Origin of the sequence: Variovorax sp. DXTD-1 (assembly GCF_003984625.1) — a bacterium.
GTDB lineage: Bacteria > Pseudomonadota > Gammaproteobacteria > Burkholderiales > Burkholderiaceae_C > Variovorax.
Map to the genome: position 1 here is coordinate 183517 of NZ_RWKH01000005.1, position 21633 is coordinate 205149.

Below are 21633 nucleotides of genomic sequence, written 5' to 3' on the forward strand. Positions count from 1 at the left end.
CGGACCTTCGCACCAACTATGCTAGGCGGTCAAGAACAAATCCCGCCCGGCCACTGCCGGAGATAAGCCGACCATGCACTCGACCGGAACTCTGCGCGGCATCACCGCGATGCTGTTGGCCTGCGCCTTCTTTGCCTGCATGGACGCACTGCTCAAGAGCCTGGCCGGACACTACCCGCCCGTGCAAGTGATGGCCCTGCGCGGACTCACGGCGCTGCCTCTGGTGTGCCTGTACATCGCGTGGCGACGCGAGGCAGCAGGCGTTTTCGGCCGTCGGCTGCGTTGGCGCCTGCACTTGCTGCGCACCGCGCTGAACATGACGATGCTTGTGCTCTTCGTCCATGGCCTGAAGACCCTGGGCCTGGCAGAGGCCTACACACTCACTTTCATCGCTCCGCTGCTGATGGTGCTCATCGCCGTGCCCATGCTGGGCGAGTCGGTCCAGCCGCGGCACTGGGTCGCCATCGGGCTGGGCTTCGTCGGTGTCGTGATCGCGCTGCGGCCCGAGCAGGGAGCCTTCCTCTCGGTGGGCGCTCTGGCGATCCTGGTGGCCGCAGTCTGCTACGCGCTGTCGAACATGCTGGGCCGACTCATCAGCCGCACTGAATCGAGCGCCGCCCTGGTCTTCTGGACCACCGCCGGCATGGCTGTGGGCGGTTGCCTGCTATCGGCCCCGCAATGGGTGCCCATACAGGCTCAACACACGTGGGTGCTGGCGGGTTTGGCCATCAGCGGCTTTCTGGGGCAGATGGCCATCGCCGAAGCCTTCCGCCACGGCCAGGCCGCTGCCATCGCCCCCTTCGAATACAGCGCCCTCGCCTGGGCGCTTCTGCTGGACTGGGCATTCTGGCAAGCCACGCCCGATGCATGGACGCTGGGTGGTGGCGCGTTGATCGTTGCGAGCGGACTGTGGCTGGCGCGAATCGAGGCGCCAGGAGCCGCGCAGCAAAAGCGGCAGACCGCCTGAGCCGCTGCCAAGTGCGCCGGCTAGGCCTCATGCTTTTGCGGCAATCGCCAAGGCGTCAAGCAGCGGCGCCGAGCAGCGCATCCGCGACGTCGTCCGCGAACCGATAGCGCTTGTCTCCGATCAGGACGATGTCCGATCCGTTCGGATCCGGCCGCGCAGGCGGCAGGCCATGTGCGCACAAGGCCCCTGCGCAGCCGACCCAGTCACCGCCTTCGACCGGTTCGTTGAGCGATGCCCAGGACAGGCTGCCGCAAACGTTGTCGCCGAAGCCGTGCATCGTCCGCCAATCGGCGCCGTGCTCCAGCAGAAAGTGCGTGAGCGCTGCATCACCACGGAAAACAGCGTGGTTGAGCGCTGAGGCGTCGATGTCGCCACCGCGGATCTCGATCGGCCACCCGCACGTCACCATCGCCTTGACGGCGGCAACGCACCCCTGCGCAGCGAGTTCGGGGAGCATGCGCAGCCGGGCATCGTCAAGGGCGTCGATCACGCCCGGGTGGGCCTGCTGAATTGCGCGAGCCGATTCCGCATCGCCGCGCGCGCAGGCAGCCACGAATGCTTCATCCGCTGCAAGCGGCTCACGGTGCGCGCCTGCACGCTCCAGGAGCGCGGCAACCTCGGCTTGCCCGAAGCGAAGCGCCAATGTGCGGGCCGGAACGCCATCCGGTGTGCGCGCGTCCGCCTTCGCGCCGGCCGCAAGCAGGGCTTGCACATGAGCAGGCGAGCGGCGGCGGCGGATCGCCCACAGCAGCGGCGATCCCCAATCGGATGTAGGCGGAGCCAGCGGTGGCTCGTTGGGGTCGCCACCGTGATCGAGCAGCAGTTGCAATACGTTGGCGTCGTCGAGATCGAGCGCGCGATACATCGCGTTCGAGCCGGGAATCCGCGCGCCGGCATCGAGCAGCAGCTTGGTGCACGCGGGCGCTTCGAGTGAGTGGTAGAGAGACTCGCCATCGTTCGGATCCGCGCCGGCCTCGAGCAGAAGCCGGGTCAGCTCCGGATCGAAAGCCTTGCCCGCGGCGCCATAGAGCGCCGACAGCCGCTCTGTGGCCGAAGGCGCCTCGAGCGAAGCCGGAGGCCAACGGTTGCCGACGGACTGGTTGGGCGACGCGCCGGCGGCCAGCAGGAAACTCGCGCAACTGCGCAACCGCTCTCGAAAGCCCGGCCGGCTTGCCAGCCCCGAATGGGTCACCGCCACCAGCGGGGGCAGGCGCAGCGGCCCACCCTCGCGGTGGACCCATGCGGGATCGTGCAGCGTCGCGCGACGGAGGCGAGCCTCGTCCCCGACGGCACAAGCCAGGTATGGATCGTCGCCGGGCAGCGTCGGGTTCTCGATGAGCAACCGTTCGGCCACGGCGGGCCGATGGGCGTTGTTGCCGCCAGCGACGTCGCCGGCATAGACCATGGACAGCCATCGGCGCACCGCCAGGCTCGGATCGTCGGCGAGCGCGCGGCGTGCATGCACGAAGAGCTGCAGGTCGGCCCAAGAGGGAAAGCCATGCTCCCGCGCCAGGCACGACTGTGCATCGTGCAGGCGCAAGGACATGGCGAGCAGGTCCTTGTTCTCCTTGCCGCGAGCCGCAGGCAGAGATTCGCGGAATCGCTGCATCACCGCGGCATCTTCGCGACGATAAAGGGTGAGCAATTCCTTGGCCTGCTTCTTCAATTGGCCAATGTCGGGACGAGGGGGAACGCGCTTCATGGACACCTCCGTGCATCAGATGCCGATGACCCGCAGTGTCGGCTGCACAAAAGGCGTGGATGGGAGATGGAGGCAAGTGGGTTCAACCCTTCCCGCGGGCCCGGGCGCGTCTTGCACGCGAAAGAATCATAAAACATACGGGTGCGGCGCGGACTTCTCGTGCCTGCTGCTGCAGGCATTTTCTTGTACCGGACCCTGAGGTTACAGTCGGCAAAAGAGCCGGACGCCGAGCGTCCGATCCACATGAAAAGGCACGTATGGATTCGCCGCTGGGAACCGTCATCATCTACGCCAGGGACATGCAAAAGGCGGCTGCCTTCTATGCCCGCTATTTCGGATTTCTCACAGATGGTGAGGTCGTCGACGGCTTGATCGAGCTGAAGCATCCGGCCGGCGGCGCCGGCATGCTCATCCATCAAGCAGCCAAGTCCGTGAAGCTTGGGCAAGTGGTAGAAGCGGACGGTCATGTCCTCGGCACAATCCCGCCACAGCCAGAATTTGCCCGCTCCGCATTCCAGCAGATTGCAGGAATGCGAAGCTCGATACCTTCGACTGGCAGACGCCTGCGTTCTACCGAAAGCATCGGCTGCGGTGAAGGACATCCACCCGAGTAAACTCCGCGGCTTTTCGTTTCTGTAGAGGAGCGGCTTGCGATGGCTGTCTTAGGCACCGGCCCTTACTTCCACGGCACGCGGGCGGATCTCCAGGTGGGCGACCTGCTCACCGCAGGCTTCCGTTCAAACTACGACGGCGACGTCGTGATGAACCACATCTACTTCACCGCCTGGCCAAAGGGCGCCGGGCTGGCCGCCGAAATGGCGAAGGGAGATGGACGTTGCCGCGTCTACATCGTCGAGCCCACGGGCGCCTTCGAGGACGACCCCAACGTCACCGACAAGAAGTTTCCGGGCAATCCCACACGCTCGTACCGCAGCCGGGAGCCGCTTCGTATCGTCGGCGAACTCGAGATCTGGGAACCCTTTGACGCGGAGTACATCCGGCAACTCAGGGAGCGCGTACGCACAGGCATGGGGGAGATCATCAACTGAATGCAGAGCGGTTGTCGCTCTCCTCTTGCACGATCAAGGCGAGCGTTCTTCGCGCCGTTCTTCTGGCCGGATCAATGGCATGGCTGAAAACGCGGGCACTCCTCGGCCACACGAATAGCGGTCACCGTATTTTTCCCATCGATGCGCCTGGAAGTGAACTTGACCCAAGAGCCCTCGGGAATATCGGCCAGCAGCGAACGATCGGCGAGCCTGAAGGTCTGCGTTGTAAACGGAATCTTCGATCGGGGCAGCAGCTTCAATCGAACGTAGAGCTTGTCGCCCGGCTTTTCATACGTCGATGTGAGTGCGGAACGACACTGTTCGTTCGTCAACGCGCCATTGAGCTTTCGTCGGTCGGCGCGAAGGTTCGCTCGATCGGCGCTGCGACCAAGCGTGGCACGCCGGCAGCGCGTGCAGAATGCGACCAACGGCCGGAACCGGCCGATTCTGTTGAAAAACTCGGTCGCAGCGTTCACCGCTGCACCGTGGCGAAAATCGACCTCTCAGATCGACCCAGGATCGACGATCGCGGCCCAGGGAATGGTTTGACCACCCCTGCAAATGTGCCCAAGAGAGCGCAATTCGAGTTTTTCAACAGAATCGGCCAGGAGCGGACCTTCGCGCTATGGCCTCACAAGAGGGCCTCTGTAACATAGCAAAGAACATGAACATCAACACGCTTGCACGCAAAGCTGCAAAACCGGGAGGGCCTGAATCCTATGGCGGCGCCGTCGAAGTTGAAGACCTGTTTCGCTTCGTGCTGTTTCATGGCGAAGCGGCGGCTGATGAAATCGAAAGGCTCTCTAGGCAGCATGGTTGGATGATGGATGGAATGGTGCTGCCAAACGGCAACCTTGTGCGACCAATGGGCCGCTGGGCTCAGATCTGCGTTGCGTTTGGCCGAGGCGGTGTGGCTGCCCTGCGATCGCAGCTTGACGACCAAACTTCGGCGGGATTTGCGGCCGCCTTTCTTGCTCACGTCGCCAGCGAAGAGAGCGTGGAAGTGTTGGTGGACTATTGCAAGAGAGTGAGTTGGTCTGCGGCTGATTCCGAGCATCCCGGTTGGAAGGCCATGGCATCCTTGAACGGGCTGTTGAGCTTCGACGATTGCGTGAAGGTGAGCCCGGCGCTTCTCGACAGCCTTCGACCGATCGTGCTCGCGGCCTTCGCGGCGGCGCCTACGGCAGCCCTTCAGGTCCTATGTCTATGCACAGTCCGAGGTGTCCCGAGTCCCGGTGCTGTAGCGTGGGCAGAGGCGCTCTTGCCGTCTGACCCCGACGTCCTGCACGCTCGTAACATGGCAGTCAAAACCATGCGCAAGCGGCTTGCCCCAGAATACAAAGCGCCGACTCCGGAGCAGAAACGTCAAGTACGCAGGCAACGAGTCGCCGACGTTTGACTAAGAAGTAGCTTGCGGCTTAAGCCGACTAAGACAAGCAAGGGCAGAATGCGGCCAGTAACGAACCTTCGCGTAAAGCCTTCAGCACTGAAAGCAAATCATCGCGTTAGAACAAAGAATGCATGACGTAAAAGCCCTTGTCGCCTCAGCATCCATACTCGTTGACGTCACTTCTCGCTTCAGTTCGGTAGTTCTATGCCCATTGGTTCAAGGTTTCGTACTGCTGCCACTGACCGACTCTGTAGTGCGCGACATCGCCGCCGCCCGCACGTCTACCGAGGTAGAACACCCTAAAGTGGATGACATGGCGCCTGGTGTTGCCGGGCTTGCAAAGGAACTGTCGCGGGCGGGCCCCGTGGCCTACATCTCAACTGAGTTCTTCGGCGGCGCTGGCGGACAAGAAGCAGTGGTTTGGGATGGTGGCCGTGTCGCCCTTCTGCTGAGCGATGGTACTGACGGCGGCATCGCGTGGCCGAACAGCCCGGTCAGCCGAGCCCTCCGCACCATAGGTGTCAGCGCCGAGGACGGCAAAGACGAGTTCGACACCCTGGGCTTAGGTACGCACCGCAGCACGAACGCGTGGGCCGCCGCGCAATCGGCGGAGTAAAAGCCCGGCATCGGCCACAAGCGGAACTCCAGAGGCGCGGCAGACTTCGGCTGGGGACGAATGTTGAAATTGGAGAGACCGCGTGAGCGTCGAACATAAATTTGGATGGGGTCCCAAGACGATGCCTCCACCGAACGAGGCGGACATGAAGCGCCTGGCAGGCTTGGTTGAACGCGGTGAATTGCATCCAGTGCTCAATCACACCAAGTGGGCAGAGCTTTGGACCGAGATGCTCGCTGCACCTCCGGAGCAGCACCCTCAGTTCCGGGCTCGCAGCGTGTTCGCGCCGCCGGACTTTTGCACTACTTGGGACGGCGAGTTTTACTATCACGTCCATTCCGTAGCAGACTTGGAGTGGATGGAGCTACGAGCTGCCTCTTTGACGTGGCTGTGCGACGCCCTCCAGCGTCACAGCATTCCGTACTCGCTTGAAGCTGGCGTTGTGCGGGTTTGGGGTTACACACGACCCGGTCCACAACCAGAATGGCAGTAAGCGGCCAACCAGCCGTTCAGCCGTGCGACAGAATTCGTGCATCTGCGTCTCCCCTGAATGCACCGATGATTTCTTATCCTGCATCCCTTGGCCGCTTGTGGGCGCTGACCGGCCAGCCGCTGGCCGAAGGTGGCGCGGCATACAGCAGCCATTTCGATGAGATTGGCTTGCTGTTGTCGCTGCCTTTGAAGCCGAACGAAGATGGGAGGTGCTCTCCCACCAACGTCCTGCGATTCGCCGAAACTGGGGGAGACGGTGTCCAGTTCAGTCTGCTATTGCTCGACGGAACACTTTCCGAAGATTCACCGGTCGTCATGACGATCCCCATGGCGATGGGCAATAGGACGAATTTCGTCATTGGCGAAAACCTGGGCGACTTTCTCGCTCTAGGCTGCCGTCGCGGCTACTTCATTCTCGAGCAGTTGGCTTACCGACCGGACTGGCTGCTATCCGAACTCGCAGCCGAGGAGTACGGCAGGGACGTGTCGGACCACCAGAAGCAATTGCTTGATTCCCTGAGTGCGGCCTTCGGTCTCAACTCGTGGGGAGAGCGTGTCGCCAGTCGGCTCAAGTGGCTCGAGGACGAATACTTCGACCTGCTGGCGCTACCTCCTGCATCTTGATCGCCGTCGATGGTGGGAAGAATACGCCAGGAGCGGACATCTACCGCCGGCAGAATCCGAGCGTCCCGATCCCGAGGTCCATCTCAATTCAGCTATGGAAAAGCGCGAACCGCGGCAATCGAACGTACAGCAGCAAAACGCCCATGCCGAGCGTTCGCTGCGCGCTGAAGCAAGCTATTGGAGGCGGCATGGCGTGCCGCCGATCTTGGCCCGTTTGGGAGCGGAGCGAGGTATCCAATGGGACAGATCGATCGTCATAGAACTTGGCGTTGACTTCCCGGGAATGCCCAGCATCTTTGGGGAGCTAGTGACGCAGGATCACCGGTTCATGGCATTTGAGATCGACACAACGGGCGAAGTACGGGTGGAGCAGTGGGAGGATGTCACGAGCGTCCAGAATTTCAACGAGCACAATCGAGGCATAGGCGTTGGACGCGGGGCGCTCGCTCTCAGGGTTCTGCGTGAACTGAATGCGTAGATGCAGCGCGCGGCAACACTCGGCCAAGAGCGGAAGTCCGTCACGCCCGCCAGTTTTCCCTTGAAAAGGACGTTGTTGCCGCCTGCGCGCTTGCTACAGGCGGCAAATCGCGAGTGATCGTTGAAAATCCAGAGATGGACGAGAAAATCTGCTTCATCTATTCGCGAGACCGGAAGCATCGGCTCGCTATTTTTCGTCGAGCATCGGGCGCGTTTGGCTCAGTGGAGGAGTACCACTTCACGAACGATGAAGCTGGCCTTGAAGGATGGGCCTCATTCGCGCCGCGAACCTCGTATTACGCCGACCTGGACGTTGCAAAAAGGGAGTCAATCTTTGATGTTTCCTGGCCCGTCGGCGACGAAGGTTTTGTTTCTGCCGCGGACCTCTCGTAGGCATCTGTCGGCCAAGACCAGACCTTCACCTCTGTCGTCCAATCCACTCATGACTTCGACACCCATCTCATCCGCGGGAGCTAAGCCCAAGCTGAAATGGGTGCTTCTACAAGGCTTGCTGGTGCTGGCTTTCTTCTCGCTGAGCGCGCTGGTGATTGAGGCGGCATTTGCGATCCCCATAAGCCGATACCAAGCTGATTACGGGCGAGTCCCAGCCAATCTGTCGCACTGCGACGCTGTATATTTGCCAGGGAAGCGTGGTCTCTCCCCAAGGTGCGCGAAGTTTGGATCCGTGGAGACGAATCCCGCTGGCTTTGCGGCGCTCGGCTTTGGCTTGAGCGCCACTGTGTTTCTGCTCGCCTTGTCTACTCGGCCTAGGCGGGGACTGCGATTCGGTCGTAAGCCGGAGGCCTGCTGACGGCCGGGAGCGGTCTCCCGTCAACGTGTGCTTGCGGACGCCCGACCGCCGAGACAAACCCTCCTTTGAGCTAACCTTCACCGATGCATGTACGTGGGATCTCGCTGCGGCCCGTTCGCAATGGAATTGCCCCGTTGGATGCCGCCAATCGCCTTCAGTTCGATGGACGGAACCCTGCGCTTAAGGGGTACTTCAGCCTCATTGCACCAGCGTTCCAGGAGTTTTGCATCGACGATTTCAAAATCGGTGACCTCCACATGCTCGCGGCGGCCTCAGGCGACCGCCTTGCTCATGCTTTAGAGATTTGCTCTCGCATAGAGAATGCGCTCGACAGTCGTCCCGAGGCATGGCGCGTATACCTTGGTTCAATCAAGCGCCCCGGAAGTCCCGAAGTGCCGCTGCAACCGTTGATCATTCGCCGAAAAGCAATTCAGATCGTTCGTGCTGTGACACGCATGCTGGCAATCGCTCGCCGGAATTCAGCGGAGGTGGTGTTCGGAGGAGGTACGTTCTACTGGCCTCTATCAGGCATCAAGCTGAAGCCGGGCGAAGAGTACTAGTCTTAGTGAGGAAATCCGCCCTCTGGATGTCTTCTATCCGCTGACTTGGGTGACGGCTATGGGCCCATCTGAGACGTTGAAAGCAGCCGGTCGAATCCACAGGTCGACGCAAAAGCGGAGCACACGCGTGGATCCAATGGCGCGAGATCGAAATTTGCGAAGGTTCAACGGCGCGCTGCGCGAAGGTCGGATGGCACCGGTGGTGTGATTGAAGGATGGCCCCGGGCCTCGCAACGCTAAGGTTCATTGGCGTTCCGCAGTGAGCCGGGCGCGCGTGAATACGGTGGCGGGCTCGCTGGCTTGTGCGGCCGCTGCGCCAATTGCCACAACGCTCATTGCCGAAACGATGATTCTGCGCATCGTTCTCGTCATCGTTGACTCCTCTGTAGTATTGATCGGCCCGCGACTGACGGGCCGCATTCTTGCATCAAAGCATGGCGCTACGATCACCCTTCTACCGACAAACCCAAGAGAGACAATTCCCATGCCGCTGAACCTCGACACCTCTTCGAGCCTCCCGCAAGACGCCGCGCGTGCCACGCTTGTCGGCCGCCTATGGCAACCCGGCGTCGGGCCGGTCCTGGTGGCCGTCCATGAGGGCGGGCTGCACGACCTTTCCAAGCTCGCGCCCACGATGAGCGACCTGCTTGAAGCCAAGGAGCCGCCATCCGATGCGGTGCGGCGCGCGTTGCAGGGCGGCCAGGCGCCGCGCATCGCCTCGCTGGACGAGGCCATTGCCAACAGCGACGCAACGGCGCGCGACGAAGCGAAGCCCTGGCTGCTCGCGCCTTGCGACCTGCAGGCGATCAAGGCCAGCGGCGTGACATTCGTTGAAAGCCTGCTCGAACGCGTGATCGAAGAGCAGGCGCGCGGCGATGCATCGCGTGCCGAGGCCACGCGCGCCGCGCTGGGCGGCGTGCTCGGCGACAACCTCGCGGGCATCGTGCCGGGCTCGGCCGAGGCCGCAAAGGTGAAAGAGGTGCTGCTGGCACAGGGCGCATGGTCGCAGTACCTCGAAGTGGGCATCGGCCCCGATGCGGAGATTTTCACCAAGGCTCCGGTGCTCTCTTCGGTGGGCACCGGTGCCGACATCGGCATTCACTCCGCATCGGTGTGGAACAACCCCGAGCCCGAAGTCGTGCTGGCCGTGAACAGCCGCGGCCAAACGCTGGGCGCGGCGCTCGGCAACGACGTCAACCTGCGCGACTTCGAAGGCCGCAGTGCGCTGCTGCTCGGCAAGGCGAAGGACAACAACGCTTCCTGCGCGATCGGCCCGTTCATCCGCTTGTTCGATGCGCACTTCGGCATCGGCGACGTCCGGCGCATCACGGTCGCGCTCGAAGTCACCGGCCCCGAAGGCTTCAAGCTCGAAGGCTCGAGCTCGCTCTCGAAGATCAGTCGCGATCCGCTCGACCTGGTGTCGCAAGCCATCGGCGTGCACCACGACTACCCCGACGGCCTCATGTTGTTTCTCGGCACGATGTTCGCGCCGACACAAGACCGTCATGGTCCTGGGCAAGGATTCACCCATGTCGTCGGCGATCGCGTCCGAATCGCCGCGCCGGAACTTGGCGCCCTCGTGAATCGCGTGGTTCATTCGGACCAGGCGCCACGGTGGACTTTTGGGTTAAGCGCATTGATGCGCAATCTTGGTGGGCGCGGGTTGCTGTAAACGTTCTTTCTACGCTTTAAAAGGAGTTGTACTCCTTTGTAATTCATAGGCAGCACGTAGCAATGTGTTGCTGTTGACCGCGCTTCGCGTTCCCCTCAAGATAACCATTGTTGATGGTTGTTAATAAAAGGGAGATGGCGTTGCCGCCAAGCGAGATCGAACTACTGCAGTCGCCTGTTGAAGGCCCGCTTCCGTGCGGCGAAGACCTCGAATACGACCCCGACTTCATGGCGTTGCAGCAGGCAACGACCGGAAAGCGGGAGCAGCAGTTCGGCTCGACCATCATTCCGGCCGAGCCGCCCGACTGGGCTCGCGTCGAACGCATCGCAAAGCAACTGTGCCAACGCACGCTCGACCTGCGCGTGCTGGTTCCGCTCACGCTGGCGTGGACCGAGAGCCGCGGGCTGCCCGGCTATGTCGACGGCCTGCGCGTGGTCGACGGTGTGCTGCAAAAGTTTTGGGACGACGTGCATCCGCGCGTGGTCGATGAAGGTTTCGAAGACCCGCTGCCGCGCATGAATGCGCTGGCCGCATTGGCCGAAGCCGAGGGATTGGGGCGCAGCGTGCGCGATGCGCGCCTGCTCGAAGACGCCGGCGTGTCGATGAGCCTGCGGCAGGTCGAGGCGCTGCTCGATTCGAGCAAGGCCGACCAGATCGACTACCCGGGCGGCATCGGCCGGCTGCGCGAAGTGGCACGCCGTGCGCAAGAAAAAGCGGCGCCGCCGGTGCTGGCATTGCATGCGGCGCTGGAGCTGCTGCAACGGATTCGCGAGACCTCGGAGCGAGCCCTGGGACAAAGCTGGGCGCCCGATTTTTCCAGGCTCGAACGTTCTCTTCGCACCGTGGTGCAACTGCTGCCTGAGCAGGCCCAGCAGACTCTGGCCGAAGCATCGGAAGCTGCGCAAGGCAGTGAGGCAGGGCAATCGGCCTCGCCGGTGCAAGGCTCTGCCAGTGCTGCCAACGGTGCGAGCGGCCAGCGCGTAGCGGGTATTAAAGATATTGAAATATCGAATCGTGATGATGTGCAGCTGTTGCTGGAAAAGGCGTGCCAATACATGGAACGCACCGAACCCAGCCACCCGGCACCCATGCTCATCCGAAGAGCGCAAAGGCTGCTGGACCTCAACTTCTTCCAGATCATCGAAGAACTCGTGCCCGAGGGCTTGCAGAAGATTGAAAGCCTGGCGGGGCGCTCGCTGAGTGCGGGCACCGAATAGAAGTGCCGACAAAAAAAGAGGCAGGGCGGCGAGCAGCGCGAGAACGCAAGGTCAGATTGGTCAGAGGCAACTCCGACCCACACGCATAGAGATTCAAGAGGAAGCTTATGGCAGACAACCGTGTCAGAAACAGTGGTCAGAAGTTCATTGCGCGCAACCGCGCGCCGCGCGTGCAGATCGAGTACGACGTCGAGATCTACGGCAGCGAACGCAAGATCCAGCTGCCCTTCGTGATGGGCGTCATCGCCGATCTCGCGGGCAAGCAGGTCGACCCGATGCCCGACCTGGCGGAGCGCGATTTCATGGCCGTGGACATCGACAACTTCGATGACCGCATGAAGGCCATCAAGCCGCGCGTGGCCTTCCAGGTGCCCAACACCCTCACGGGCGAAGGGCAGATGAATGTCGACATCACCTTCGACAGCATGGACGACTTCTCGCCCGCGCGCATTGCACGCCAGGTGGGCGCGCTGCAGCACCTGCTCGAAGCGCGCACCGAGCTTTCCAATCTGCTGTCCTACATGGACGGCAAGAACGGCGCCGAGCAGCTGATTGCCCAGGCGCTGCAGAACCCGGAGCTGCTCAAGTCGCTCGCGTCCGCACCCAATCCCGCCGTTGCAAAGGCGGTGGAAGCGGCGAACGAGAAGTCGGGCGGCCCCGGCACCTCTTCCGAATAAGCAGCGCAAGCCGACAGGACGTCCATCATGAGCACCGCACCCAAACAGACAGCGCGCGCACAAGCCGCCACCATCGAAGCGCTCGAGCCCAACGAGTTCTCCGACCTGCTGCAGCGAGAGTTCAAGCCCAAGACCGACCAGGCCCGCGAGGCGGTGCAAAGCGCCGTCAAGACGCTGGCGGTACAGGCGCTCGAAAGCACCGTCACCATCTCGAACGACGCCTACCGCACCGTGCAGGCGATCATCACCGAGATCGACCGCAAGCTCTCCGAGCAGATCAACCAGATCCTTCACCACGAAGACTTCCAGCAGCTCGAAGGCGCATGGCGCGGCCTGCACTACCTGGTCAACAACACCGAGACCGACGAGCAGCTCAAGATCCGCGTGATGTGCGCATCCAAGCGCGAAGTGGCCCGCTCGCTCAAGCGCCACAAGGGCATCGGCTGGGACCAGAGCCCGCTGTTCAAGAAGATCTACGAACACGAATACGGCCAGTTCGGCGGCGAGCCCTTCGGCGCGCTCATCGGCGACTTCCACTTCGACCACAGCCCGCCCGACGTCGAGATGCTCGGTGAAATGGCCAAGATTGCCGCGGCCGCGCACTGCCCCTTCATTGCCGGCGCATCGCCCACGGTCATGCAGATGGACTCGTGGCAAGAGCTCTCCAACCCGCGCGACCTGACCAAGATCTTCCAGAACACCGAGCACACCGCATGGCGGTCGCTGCGCGAATCGGAAGACGCGCGCTACATCGGCCTGGCCATGCCGCGCTTTCTTGCGCGCCTGCCGTACGGTGCGCGCACCAACCCGGTCGACGAGTTCGAGTTTGAAGAAGAAACCGATTCGGCCCTGCACAACCGCTACACATGGGCCAATTCGGCCTATGCCATGGGCGTGAACATCAACCGCTCGTTCAAGCAGTTCGGCTGGTGCACGTCGATCCGCGGCGTCGAATCGGGCGGCGCGGTCGAGAACCTGCCCACCCACACCTTCCCGACCGATGACGGCGGCGTGGACATGAAGTGCCCGACCGAAATCGCCATCAGCGACCGGCGCGAGGCCGAGCTGGCCAAGAACGGCTTCATGCCGCTCGTGCACCGCAAGAACTCCGACTTTGCGGCCTTCATCGGCGCGCAGTCGCTGCAGCAGCCGGCCGAGTACCACGACGCCGACGCCACGGCCAATGCCAACCTGGCGGCGCGCCTGCCGTACCTGTTTGCATGCTGCCGCTTCGCGCACTACCTGAAGTGCATCGTGCGCGACAAGATCGGTTCGTTCCGCGAGCGCGAGGACATGGAGCGCTGGCTCAACGACTGGATCATGAACTACGTGGACGGCAGCCCAGGCACGTCGTCTCAGGATACGAAGGCAATGAAGCCGCTGGCGGCGGCTGAAGTCCAGGTGGAAGCCATCGAGGACAACCCGGGCTACTACGCCGCCAAGTTTTTTCTCCGGCCGCACTATCAGCTCGAAGGGCTGACGGTGTCGTTGCGGCTGGTTTCGAAGCTGCCATCCAACAAGAAGGACAGCAGCTAGTTCAACGGTGTCCCGCAAGCGGGCATATATAACTTTGGGGGTTAATCATGGCAGTAGACATGTTCATGCGCGTCGAGGGCGCAAACGGCGAATCCAAGGACTCGAACCACAAGGACTGGACGGATATCAAGTCGTTTGCATGGGGAGCGACGCAGCCTGGAAACATGGTCAGCGGCGGTGGCGGCGGTGTGGGCAAGGCAAGCTTCAACGATCTGCAGGTTCTTGCGCGCATCGACAAGGCGGCCCCGTCCGTCATGAAGAACTGCGCAAGCGGCAAGCACCTGAGCAAGGTCGAAGTGTCGGTGTGCAAGGCCGGCGGCTCGCAGATCGAATACACCCGCGTCACGCTCGAAGAAGTGCTGGTGACCTCGGTGCAGTACACGGCCGAGCAGGGCAGCGATGCGGTGCTGGTGCAGTTCGCGTTCCAGGCCGCCAAGGTGAAGCAGCAGTACTGGGAACAGACCGACAAGGGCGGCAAGGGCGCCGAAACCGTGCTGGCCTGGAACATCAAGGAAAACCGGGAAGCCTGATTTCCGTTTTTGCCTGACCGGCTCCGCGCGCGCCGCATGGCGGCGTGCCGCGGGGCTCCGGTCACCCGCAGATATTCACCAGCGGCCCATGGCCGCATGCGAGTCAATGAGGAAGTTTCATGGGCGATGGGTTTGCAGTGCTGGGCGAGCGCTCCGTGGCCGAGCACACCGAATGGGTACAGCGGCAGATCCGCGCGCAGCCCCAGAACGCCAGCCTGCGGCTTGCTCTCGGCCACTTTCTTGCGTTGCGCGGCGATTGGCAGCGGGCTGAAGACCAGCTCAAGCTCGCCGCGAAGATCGATCCTTCCTTCGCTCCTGCCAGCGCCACCTGTGCGATGGCCCTGGCAGCCGAGCGCCACCGAACTGAATTCTGGAACGGCGGCCGTGCGCCGGCCGTCATTGCCGGCGATGCAGACTGGGTCGCGGGGCTGATTGCCGCCGCGGCGCTGCCGTCCGAACAGGCCGCGCAAGCGGCCGACCTGCGCGAAGCCGCGCGCCAGGCGGCGCCCGCCTTGCAGGGCACCTTGAGCGCTGTCGACCGGTCCGACTCGCGCGCCGTGCAGGCCATCGACGGCGAGCCGGTGCAAGGCAGCGAGTTCGCATGGCTTTGCGACGGCGACGTGCGCATTGGCGCCGTGCTCGAACTGCTCACGCCTTCGGGCTACGCATGGCTGCCGCTGCCAGCGGTGCGGCGCCTCAAGTTTTCGCGTCCACAGCACCTGGTCGACCTGCTGTGGGCGCCAGCCGAAATCGTGCTGCACGACGGGCGCGGGCTCAACGGCCTGGTGCCGGTGCGCTACCCCGGCGCACTCGATGCGCTGGAAGACGAAGCGGCGCTGGGCCGCCGCACCGACTGGCTGCCGCTGGCCGGTGAAGAGCAGTACGCCGGCGTGGGCCAGCGAACGCTGATCAGCGAAGCCGGCGACCATTCGCTGCTCGACATTCGCCTTGTCGAGTTTGCCGCTGCGGAGAGCGTTGCCCAGTGAGTTCACTCCTGCCTGCCAGCCGCTCGCCCGTGGAGGCCGATGGCGACCACCAGCAAGAAAGCGTTGCACGCGACCGCCTGCAGCCGGTGCTGCTCGACCGCCTGACCGACAAGCAGCCGCAGACCCGCCAGGAGCGCGCGGGCGCGTTCCTGATGAGCGGCAAGCTGCTGCGCGACTCGGTGCTGCGCGACTTGCAGTGGCTGCTCAACACCACCAATTTCGGCGCTGACCACAACATCAACGCCATGCCGCGCGCGCGCCGCTCGGTCGTGAACTACGGCGTGCGCGGCTGGGCCGGCGGCCGCATGTCGGAAGTCGACTTCGCGGACGTCGAAGCCGCCATCCGCGCCGCCATCATCGACTTCGAGCCGCGCATCATGAAAGACAGCATCGATGTGCGCTGCGTGACCGATACGACCGACCTCGAGCACCACAACCTGCTCGCGCTCGAGATCCGCGGCACGCTGTGGTCGGTGCCTTACCCCATCGAATTCATCCTGCGCTCCGAGCTCGATCTCGAAAGCGGCCACATGATCCTTCGCCCGACGGGAGGGCTCTGAATGGACGCGCGGCTGCTCGACTACTACAACCGCGAACTCACCTACATGCACGAACTCGGTGCCGAGTTCGCGCAGCGCTATCCCAAGATTGCCGGGCGGCTGGGCATGCGCGGCATCGAGGTCAGCGACCCGTACGTGGAGCGGCTGCTCGAAGGCTTCAGCTTTCTCACGGCGCGCATCCAGCTCAAGATGGATGCGGAGTTTCCGCGCTTCTCGCAGCGGCTCCTGGAAGTGGTGTACCCGAATTTTCTCGCACCGCTGCCCGCGATGGGCGTGGTGCAGATCGACGGCAACCTCAACGAAGGCTCGCTGAAGGCCGGCTACGAATTGCCGCGCCATACCATCCTGCGCGGGCGCATGATCAAAGGCGAGCAGACAGCCTGCGAATTTCGTACCGGCCATGCAGTCACGCTGTGGCCTCTCAAGATCGCGGAGGCGAGCATCGGCCCCGTGCCCGCGGAAATCGCGCACGCGATGCCCGCCGTTGCGCGGCAGGCCAAGAGCGCGATCACCATCAAGCTCGAAGCGGTGGGCGGCGCCAGGTTCGCCGAGATGCCGCTCGACCGGCTCGAGTTCTTTCTGTCGGGCGCCGAGCTGCACGCGCTGCGCGTGCTCGAGCTGGCGGTGCATCACAGCGTCGGAACCGTGTGCCGCAGCGGCGCGGGCAGCACCGCGCGTATCGTGCCGCTCGGCGACGAGGCCATTCGCCACGAAGGCTTCGACCCGGACCAGTCGCTGTTGCCGTACGACGCGCGTTCGTTCCAGGGCTACCGGCTGCTGCACGAGTACTTCGCTTTCCCCGACCGCTACCTGTTCTTCAGCGTGAAGAACCTGCGCGCGGCGGCCGCGGCCATGAGCGGCACCACGATGGAAATCGTGATCCTCCTCGACCGCGCCGACGGCGACCTGGAACGGGTGGTCGACGCACGGCACTTCTCGCTGTTCTGCACGCCCATCATCAACCTGGTGCCGCGCCGCAGCGACCGCATACCGGTCGGCCCGGGGCAGCATGAGCACCATGCGGTGATCGACCGCACGCGTCCGCGCGACTTCGAGATCTTCACCGTCGAGCGCGTCACGGGCCACATGGCGAGCGGCTCGGAAGAACGGGAGTTCAGGCCATTCCTGGGCTCGTTCGCGGCCGACGACGGCGACTTCGGTTCGTACTTCTCGCTGCGCCGCGAGCCGCGCCTGGTGTCCGACCGCGCACGCGCACAGGGCACCCGCACCAGCTACACCGGCAGCGAGGTGTACGTGTCGCTGGTCGACCAGCACGACGCGCCGTTTCCGCACAGCCTGCGGCACATCACGATCGACGCGCTGTGCACCAACCGCGACCTGCCGCTGCTGATGCCCACCGGGCTGGAGTCTGATTTCACCTTGCGCGTGTCCGCACCCGTGCGCGCCGTGCGCATCTTGCGCGGCCCATCGCGGCCGTACCCCGCGCTGGCGGAAGGCGCGCTCACCTGGCGCCTCATCAGCCACCTCGGGCTCAACTACCTGAGCCTGACCGACGTCGATGCCGACCAGGGCGCGGCCGCCTTGCGCGAGATGCTCGACCTGTACGGCAACCTGGCCGACCCGGCGGTGCGCCGGCAGATCCAGGGCGTGCGCTCCATGGCGCTCGCGCCCGTATTCCGCCGCCTGCCCGAGCCGGGCCCCATCGTCTTCGGGCGCGGGGTGGAAATTGCGCTGAAGATCGACGAGGTCGCCTTCTCGGGTTCGAGCCCTTACCTCTTCGGCGCCGTGCTGGAGCAGTTCTTCAGCCGGCATGTGTCGCTCAATGCGTTCACCGAGTTCGCGCTCTCCAGCCTGCAGCGCGGAGAAATTGCGCGGTGGATGCCGCGCATCGGACGCCGCCCCGCCGTATGAGCGCCCTGGACGTCACCGACGATTCGCCGGCGCCGTTGGCAGTGGCTGACCCGTCGAGCGCGCCCGCCCACTCCGCGCAACGCGGCGCGCCCGAGGCCGACCCAGTCTTGTGGGCAGGCCTCGTCGACCAGCCTTTCGAGCACGACCTGTTCATGCTCCTGCGCCGGCTCGATGCGCAGGGCGGCCATCCCTTGTTGGGCCGCGCGCCGCGCCCGCTCGACGAACCGCTGCGCCTGGGGCAGGAGCCCTCGATGGCCTTTGCGCCCTCGAATGTTTCCGGTGTGGATGTCGACGGCGACGGCCCGCCGCGCATCTCGATCTACGGCTTCGGCCTGTTCGGCCCCAACGGTCCGCTGCCGCTGCACCTGACCGAATACGCGCGAGAGCGCAAGCGCCACCACAGCGACAACACGCTCAGCGCCTTCGCCGACCTGTTCCACCACCGGCTGATCCTGCTGTTCTACCGGGCCTGGGCCGATGCGCAATCGGTCAACAGCCTCGACCGCCCCGACGGCCACCGCTTCGTCGATTACGTGGCGAGCCTCATGAACATGGGGCAGCCGGGCCTCAAGGAGCGCGACCGCATTGCCGACCATGCCCGCACCTTCATGGCCGGACACCTCGTGCGCCAGACGCGCAACCCGGAAGGCCTGATCCAGATCCTCAAGCTGTACTTCGACGTGCCGGTGCGTGTGGAGGAGTTCGTGAGCGACTGGGTGATGATCGACGAGCGCCAGGTGAGCCGGCTCGGCCTCTTCGGGCGCAACCACAAGCTCGGCGGCGGCGCCACCATCGGCCTGGCGGTGCGCGATGCACAGAGCAAGTTCCGCCTCGAGCTGGGCCCGCTCTCGCAGGACGAGTTCCGCGAGTTCCTGCCCGGCAGCAAGCGGCTGCTGCAAGTGGTCGACTGGGTGCGCCAGTACGTCGGCATCGAGTTTGCCTGGGAGCTGCGGCTGGTGCTCAAGAAAGAGGAAGCCCGCGGCATGCAACTGAGCAGCGACCAGCGCCTGGGCTGGGGCAGCTGGCTCGGCACGCGCCTCTCGGACACCGACGCCGGCGACATGGTGTTCCAGCCCGAAGCATTGTTTTCCCGTTCCGCATCGGCAGCTTCCGTGGCGGCTGAAGTTTCATCCATGGCCTTATGACCGATATTCGCCGCGTCTCTCTTTTCTCGAAACTGAACCCGATGCTCTACAAGGCATTGGAGACCGCCACCGCGTTCGCCAAGCTGCGCGGCAATGCGTATGTGGAGCTGGTGCATTGGCTGCACCAGATTCTTCAGCTGCAGGACAGCGACCTGCTGCGCATCGTCAAGCGGGCGGGCCTGAACGTCGACGCGGTCGAGCAGGACCTGGTGCGTGCGCTCGACCGCCTGCCGCACGGCGCCACGTCGATCAGCGACATCTCCGAGCACGTCGACAACGCCGTCGAACGCGCCTGGGTGTATGCAAGCCTGCGCTTCGAGGCCACCTCGATCCGCGGCGCCTACCTGCTGGCGGGCATCGTCAAGACGCCGGGGCTGCGGCAGGTGCTTTCGGGCATCTCGCGCGAGTTCGACAAGATCGTGCCCGACGTTCTCGTCGCCCAGCTCCCCGCGTGGACCGAAGGTTCGCCCGAGGACGATTTCGATGCCGCGCCGCCGGGCGCGGGCGGCAGTGCGCCTGCGGCTGCGCACCAGGGCGATGCAGCCGCAGCCGGCGGCTCGGCGCTCGCCAAGTACGCGAGCGACCTGACCGCCAAGGCGCGCGCGGGCGAGCTCGATCCGGTCTATGGGCGCGACGACGAGATACGTCAGATCATCGACATCCTGATGCGCCGGCGGCAGAACAATCCGCTGCTCACCGGCGAAGCGGGCGTGGGCAAGACGGCCGTGGTCGAAGGCCTGGCTTCGCGGCTCGCGGCGGGCGATGTGCCGCCGTCGCTCAAGGACGTGTCGCTGTGGGTGCTCGACCCCACGCTGCTGCAGGCCGGCGCGGGCGTGAAGGGCGAGTTCGAGCAGCGGCTGCGCCAGGTGATCGACGAGGTCGAGAAGAGCCCCAAGCCCATCGTGCTGTTCGTCGACGAAGTGCACACGCTGGTGGGGGCGGGCGGCACCGCCGGTACCGGCGATGCGGCCAACCTGCTGAAACCGGCGCTCGCACGCGGACGGCTGCGCACCATCGGCGCCACCACTTGGTCGGAGTACAAGAAGTACATCGAGAAAGACCCGGCGCTCACACGGCGCTTCCAGACCATCCAGGTGCACGAGCCCTCCGAGCCCAAGGCCGTGGTCATGCTGCGCGGCATTTCGGCCGAGCTGGAAAAGCATCACGGCGTGCTCATTCTCGACGCCGCGCTCGAAGCGGCCGTGAGCCTGTCGCACCGCTACATTCCTGCGCGCCAGTTGCCCGACAAGGCCGTGAGCCTGCTCGACACGGCGTGCGCGCGCGTGGCCCTGAGCCAGCATGCGCTGCCCGCCGCCATCGAAGACCTGCAGCGCCGCATCGAGGTGCTGGGCATCGAGTCGGGCATCGCCGGACGCGAGGCGGCGATCGGTGTGGGTGAACACCAGCGCGTCGAAGACATCGCGGCCCAGGTGGTCGCGGCGCAGGCCGAGCTCGGCCTGCTTGAACAACGGCGCGTGGAAGAAAGCGTGCTCGTCGAACGCATCGTGGCGCTGCGCAAGCTGCTGTCGCCCGCGGCCGTACCGGTGCAGGCAGAGGTGGCGCCGGAAGACGAGGCGGAAAGTGAGGCCGAGGGCGACGATGTCGACGCATCGGCGCAGGCCGAGGCCCTGCCGTCCGAGCCCGAACGCACGCCCGAAGAGATTCGCGCCGAACTCAACGAGGCGCAGGACAAGCTCGTGCAGCTGCAGGGTGAATCGCCGCTCATCCTGGCCGCCGTCGATGCACAGGCCATCGCCACCGTGGTGGCCGACTGGACCGGCATTCCCATCGGCCGCATGGTGCGCGACGACGCGCAATCGGTGCTGCGCCTCGGCGAGATTCTCTCGGCCCGCGTGGTGGCGCAGCCCGACGCGTTGGAGACCATTTCGCGGCGCATCCGCACCGCGCGTGCGCGGCTGGACAACCCGAACAAGCCGGTGGGCGTGTTCCTGCTCTGCGGCCCCTCGGGCGTCGGCAAGACCGAGACCGCCCTCGCGCTCTCGGAAGCCTTGTACGGCGGCGAGCAGAACCTCGTCACCATCAACATGAGCGAGTTTCAGGAGTCGCACACCGTCTCCACGCTCAAGGGTGCGCCGCCCGGCTACGTGGGCTACGGCGAAGGCGGCGTGCTGACCGAGGCCGTGCGCCGCAGGCCCTACAGCGTGGTGCTGCTCGACGAGATCGAGAAGGCGCACACCGACGTGCATGAAATCTTCTTCCAGGTGTTCGACAAGGGCTGGATGGAAGACGGCGAAGGCCGCCACATCGACTTCCGCAACACCGTGATCATCATGACCTCGAACGTCGGCACGGATCTGGTCATGCAGCTGTGCGAAGACCCGACCCTGCGCCCCGACCCCGAGCCGCTCGCGGCCGCACTGCGCGAACCGCTGCTCAAGGTGTTCGCACCCGCGCTGCTGGGCCGGCTGGTTGTAGTGCCTTATTACCCGTTGCACGCAGACGCTTTGCACCGCATCATTCGCCTTCAGCTCGACCGTATTGCCGCTCGCCTCGATGCGAACCACGGCATCGCGCTGGACTACGACGACAGCGCCGTCGAACTGGTGGCGCGCCGTTGCACCGCCATCGAATCGGGCGGACGGATGATCGATGCGATCCTCACGCACACCATCCTTCCGCGGTTGAGCGAAGAAGTCATCGGAGCCACGGTCAGCGCGCGCAAGCTCGCGGGGGTGCGGTTGAGCGCGGCGGGCGACGACTTCGAGTACGAATTTTCCGAACGCTGAGCG

The 21633-nt window shown here is 64.2% G+C and carries 22 protein-coding genes; 20 read left to right on the plus strand and 2 right to left on the minus strand.

Features of this window, described 5'->3' with window-relative positions:
* Window positions 1–73 precede the first annotated feature (73 nt).
* Window positions 74–967: a DMT family transporter gene (locus EJI00_RS06770; protein ID WP_126746705.1), complete on the plus strand. Its 894-nt coding sequence runs from the start codon at window positions 74–76 to the stop codon at window positions 965–967.
* Between the two features lie 55 nt (window positions 968–1022).
* On the opposite strand, the gene EJI00_RS06775 is transcribed toward EJI00_RS06770, so the two are convergent.
* The gene (locus EJI00_RS06775; RefSeq protein ID WP_126746706.1) at window positions 1023–2669 is read right to left on the minus strand and encodes an ankyrin repeat domain-containing protein; all 1647 of its coding nucleotides are present in this window, start codon (window positions 2667–2669) and stop codon (window positions 1023–1025) included.
* 257 nt (window positions 2670–2926) lie between these two features.
* Between EJI00_RS06775 and EJI00_RS25350 the strand changes: the two genes are divergently transcribed.
* Complete coding sequence (locus tag EJI00_RS25350) at window positions 2927–3283, plus strand: VOC family protein (RefSeq protein WP_260590478.1); 357 nt, start codon at window positions 2927–2929, stop codon at window positions 3281–3283.
* A 39-nt stretch (window positions 3284–3322) separates the two neighbouring features.
* Window positions 3323–3718, plus strand: a complete 396-nt coding sequence (gene arr, locus EJI00_RS06785; RefSeq protein WP_126746707.1) for an NAD(+)--rifampin ADP-ribosyltransferase — start codon at window positions 3323–3325, stop codon at window positions 3716–3718.
* A gap of 71 nt (window positions 3719–3789) precedes the next feature.
* Here the strand turns inward: arr and EJI00_RS06790 are convergent, their stop codons facing one another.
* Window positions 3790–4194, minus strand: coding sequence for a hypothetical protein (locus EJI00_RS06790; RefSeq protein WP_126746708.1), 405 nt, complete (start codon window positions 4192–4194; stop codon window positions 3790–3792).
* Window positions 4195–4382: 188 nt separating this feature from the next.
* Between EJI00_RS06790 and EJI00_RS06795 the strand changes: the two genes are divergently transcribed.
* From EJI00_RS06795 to tssH, 17 genes are all read left to right on the plus strand, one after another.
* Window positions 4383–5117: a hypothetical protein gene (locus tag EJI00_RS06795; RefSeq protein ID WP_126746709.1), complete on the plus strand. Its 735-nt coding sequence runs from the start codon at window positions 4383–4385 to the stop codon at window positions 5115–5117.
* 118 nt (window positions 5118–5235) lie between these two features.
* Window positions 5236–5724 (plus strand): hypothetical protein, encoded by a 489-nt coding sequence (locus EJI00_RS06800; protein WP_126746710.1) that lies wholly within the window; start codon window positions 5236–5238, stop codon window positions 5722–5724.
* Between the two features lie 145 nt (window positions 5725–5869).
* Window positions 5870–6217, plus strand: coding sequence for a DUF6678 family protein (locus EJI00_RS25575; protein WP_409514008.1), 348 nt, complete (start codon window positions 5870–5872; stop codon window positions 6215–6217).
* Between the two features lie 65 nt (window positions 6218–6282).
* Entirely contained in the window at window positions 6283–6840 is a 558-nt protein-coding gene (locus EJI00_RS06805) for a hypothetical protein (protein WP_126746711.1), read from the plus strand.
* Between the two features lie 94 nt (window positions 6841–6934).
* Window positions 6935–7318, plus strand: a complete 384-nt coding sequence (locus tag EJI00_RS06810; protein WP_126746712.1) for a hypothetical protein — start codon at window positions 6935–6937, stop codon at window positions 7316–7318.
* A 134-nt stretch (window positions 7319–7452) separates the two neighbouring features.
* Complete coding sequence (locus EJI00_RS06815) at window positions 7453–7710, plus strand: hypothetical protein (protein ID WP_126746713.1); 258 nt, start codon at window positions 7453–7455, stop codon at window positions 7708–7710.
* Between the two features lie 552 nt (window positions 7711–8262).
* Complete coding sequence (locus EJI00_RS06820; protein WP_126746714.1) at window positions 8263–8688, plus strand: hypothetical protein; 426 nt, start codon at window positions 8263–8265, stop codon at window positions 8686–8688.
* Window positions 8689–9172: 484 nt separating this feature from the next.
* A complete protein-coding gene (locus EJI00_RS06825; RefSeq protein ID WP_126746715.1) occupies window positions 9173–10360 on the plus strand; it encodes a fumarylacetoacetate hydrolase family protein in 1188 nt (395 codons plus the stop codon).
* 134 nt (window positions 10361–10494) lie between these two features.
* Window positions 10495–11577 carry a type VI secretion system protein TssA gene (tssA, locus tag EJI00_RS06830; protein WP_126746716.1) on the plus strand — a complete coding sequence of 361 codons (1083 nt, stop codon included), beginning with the start codon at window positions 10495–10497 and terminating at the stop codon, window positions 11575–11577.
* Between the two features lie 107 nt (window positions 11578–11684).
* Entirely contained in the window at window positions 11685–12254 is a 570-nt protein-coding gene (gene tssB / locus EJI00_RS06835; protein ID WP_126746717.1) for a type VI secretion system contractile sheath small subunit, read from the plus strand.
* A 27-nt stretch (window positions 12255–12281) separates the two neighbouring features.
* Window positions 12282–13790 (plus strand): type VI secretion system contractile sheath large subunit, encoded by a 1509-nt coding sequence (gene tssC / locus EJI00_RS06840; RefSeq protein WP_126746718.1) that lies wholly within the window; start codon window positions 12282–12284, stop codon window positions 13788–13790.
* A gap of 47 nt (window positions 13791–13837) precedes the next feature.
* Window positions 13838–14320: an Hcp family type VI secretion system effector gene (locus tag EJI00_RS06845; protein WP_126746719.1), complete on the plus strand. Its 483-nt coding sequence runs from the start codon at window positions 13838–13840 to the stop codon at window positions 14318–14320.
* Window positions 14321–14439: 119 nt separating this feature from the next.
* The gene (locus tag EJI00_RS06850) at window positions 14440–15306 is read left to right on the plus strand and encodes a type VI secretion system accessory protein TagJ (protein WP_126746720.1); all 867 of its coding nucleotides are present in this window, start codon (window positions 14440–14442) and stop codon (window positions 15304–15306) included.
* Between the two features lie 29 nt (window positions 15307–15335).
* Window positions 15336–15866, plus strand: a complete 531-nt coding sequence (gene tssE / locus EJI00_RS06855; protein WP_126746747.1) for a type VI secretion system baseplate subunit TssE — start codon at window positions 15336–15338, stop codon at window positions 15864–15866.
* On the plus strand, window positions 15867–17738 hold the full coding sequence (gene tssF / locus EJI00_RS06860; protein WP_126746721.1) for a type VI secretion system baseplate subunit TssF: 1872 nt from the start codon (window positions 15867–15869) through the stop codon (window positions 17736–17738). It abuts the gene before it with no gap.
* A complete protein-coding gene (tssG, locus tag EJI00_RS06865) occupies window positions 17735–18883 on the plus strand; it encodes a type VI secretion system baseplate subunit TssG (protein ID WP_126746722.1) in 1149 nt (382 codons plus the stop codon). The genes tssF and tssG overlap by 4 nt, the downstream gene beginning before the upstream one ends.
* On the plus strand, window positions 18880–21630 hold the full coding sequence (tssH, locus tag EJI00_RS06870; RefSeq protein ID WP_126746723.1) for a type VI secretion system ATPase TssH: 2751 nt from the start codon (window positions 18880–18882) through the stop codon (window positions 21628–21630). The genes tssG and tssH overlap by 4 nt, the downstream gene beginning before the upstream one ends.
* Window positions 21631–21633 lie beyond the last annotated feature (3 nt).

Excerpts from the sequence above, each read along its gene's own strand:
- EJI00_RS06770 (WP_126746705.1), top strand. The coding sequence starts at position 74 with ATGCACTCGACCGGAACTCTGCGCGGCATCACCGCGATGCTGTTGGCC.
- EJI00_RS06775 (WP_126746706.1), bottom strand. The coding sequence starts at position 2,669 with ATGAAGCGCGTTCCCCCTCGTCCCGACATTGGCCAATTGAAGAAGCAG.
- EJI00_RS25350 (WP_260590478.1), top strand. The coding sequence starts at position 2,927 with ATGGATTCGCCGCTGGGAACCGTCATCATCTACGCCAGGGACATGCAA.
- arr (WP_126746707.1), top strand. The coding sequence starts at position 3,323 with ATGGCTGTCTTAGGCACCGGCCCTTACTTCCACGGCACGCGGGCGGAT.
- EJI00_RS06795 (WP_126746709.1), top strand. The coding sequence starts at position 4,383 with ATGAACATCAACACGCTTGCACGCAAAGCTGCAAAACCGGGAGGGCCT.
- EJI00_RS06800 (WP_126746710.1), top strand. The coding sequence starts at position 5,236 with ATGCATGACGTAAAAGCCCTTGTCGCCTCAGCATCCATACTCGTTGAC.
- EJI00_RS25575 (WP_409514008.1), top strand. The coding sequence starts at position 5,870 with ATGAAGCGCCTGGCAGGCTTGGTTGAACGCGGTGAATTGCATCCAGTG.
- EJI00_RS06805 (WP_126746711.1), top strand. The coding sequence starts at position 6,283 with ATGATTTCTTATCCTGCATCCCTTGGCCGCTTGTGGGCGCTGACCGGC.
- EJI00_RS06810 (WP_126746712.1), top strand. The coding sequence starts at position 6,935 with ATGGAAAAGCGCGAACCGCGGCAATCGAACGTACAGCAGCAAAACGCC.
- EJI00_RS06815 (WP_126746713.1), top strand. The coding sequence starts at position 7,453 with ATGGACGAGAAAATCTGCTTCATCTATTCGCGAGACCGGAAGCATCGG.
- EJI00_RS06825 (WP_126746715.1), top strand. The coding sequence starts at position 9,173 with ATGCCGCTGAACCTCGACACCTCTTCGAGCCTCCCGCAAGACGCCGCG.
- tssA (WP_126746716.1), top strand. The coding sequence starts at position 10,495 with ATGGCGTTGCCGCCAAGCGAGATCGAACTACTGCAGTCGCCTGTTGAA.
- tssB (WP_126746717.1), top strand. The coding sequence starts at position 11,685 with ATGGCAGACAACCGTGTCAGAAACAGTGGTCAGAAGTTCATTGCGCGC.
- tssC (WP_126746718.1), top strand. The coding sequence starts at position 12,282 with ATGAGCACCGCACCCAAACAGACAGCGCGCGCACAAGCCGCCACCATC.
- EJI00_RS06845 (WP_126746719.1), top strand. The coding sequence starts at position 13,838 with ATGGCAGTAGACATGTTCATGCGCGTCGAGGGCGCAAACGGCGAATCC.
- EJI00_RS06850 (WP_126746720.1), top strand. The coding sequence starts at position 14,440 with ATGGGCGATGGGTTTGCAGTGCTGGGCGAGCGCTCCGTGGCCGAGCAC.
- tssF (WP_126746721.1), top strand. The coding sequence starts at position 15,867 with ATGGACGCGCGGCTGCTCGACTACTACAACCGCGAACTCACCTACATG.
- tssG (WP_126746722.1), top strand. The coding sequence starts at position 17,735 with ATGAGCGCCCTGGACGTCACCGACGATTCGCCGGCGCCGTTGGCAGTG.
- tssH (WP_126746723.1), top strand. The coding sequence starts at position 18,880 with ATGACCGATATTCGCCGCGTCTCTCTTTTCTCGAAACTGAACCCGATG.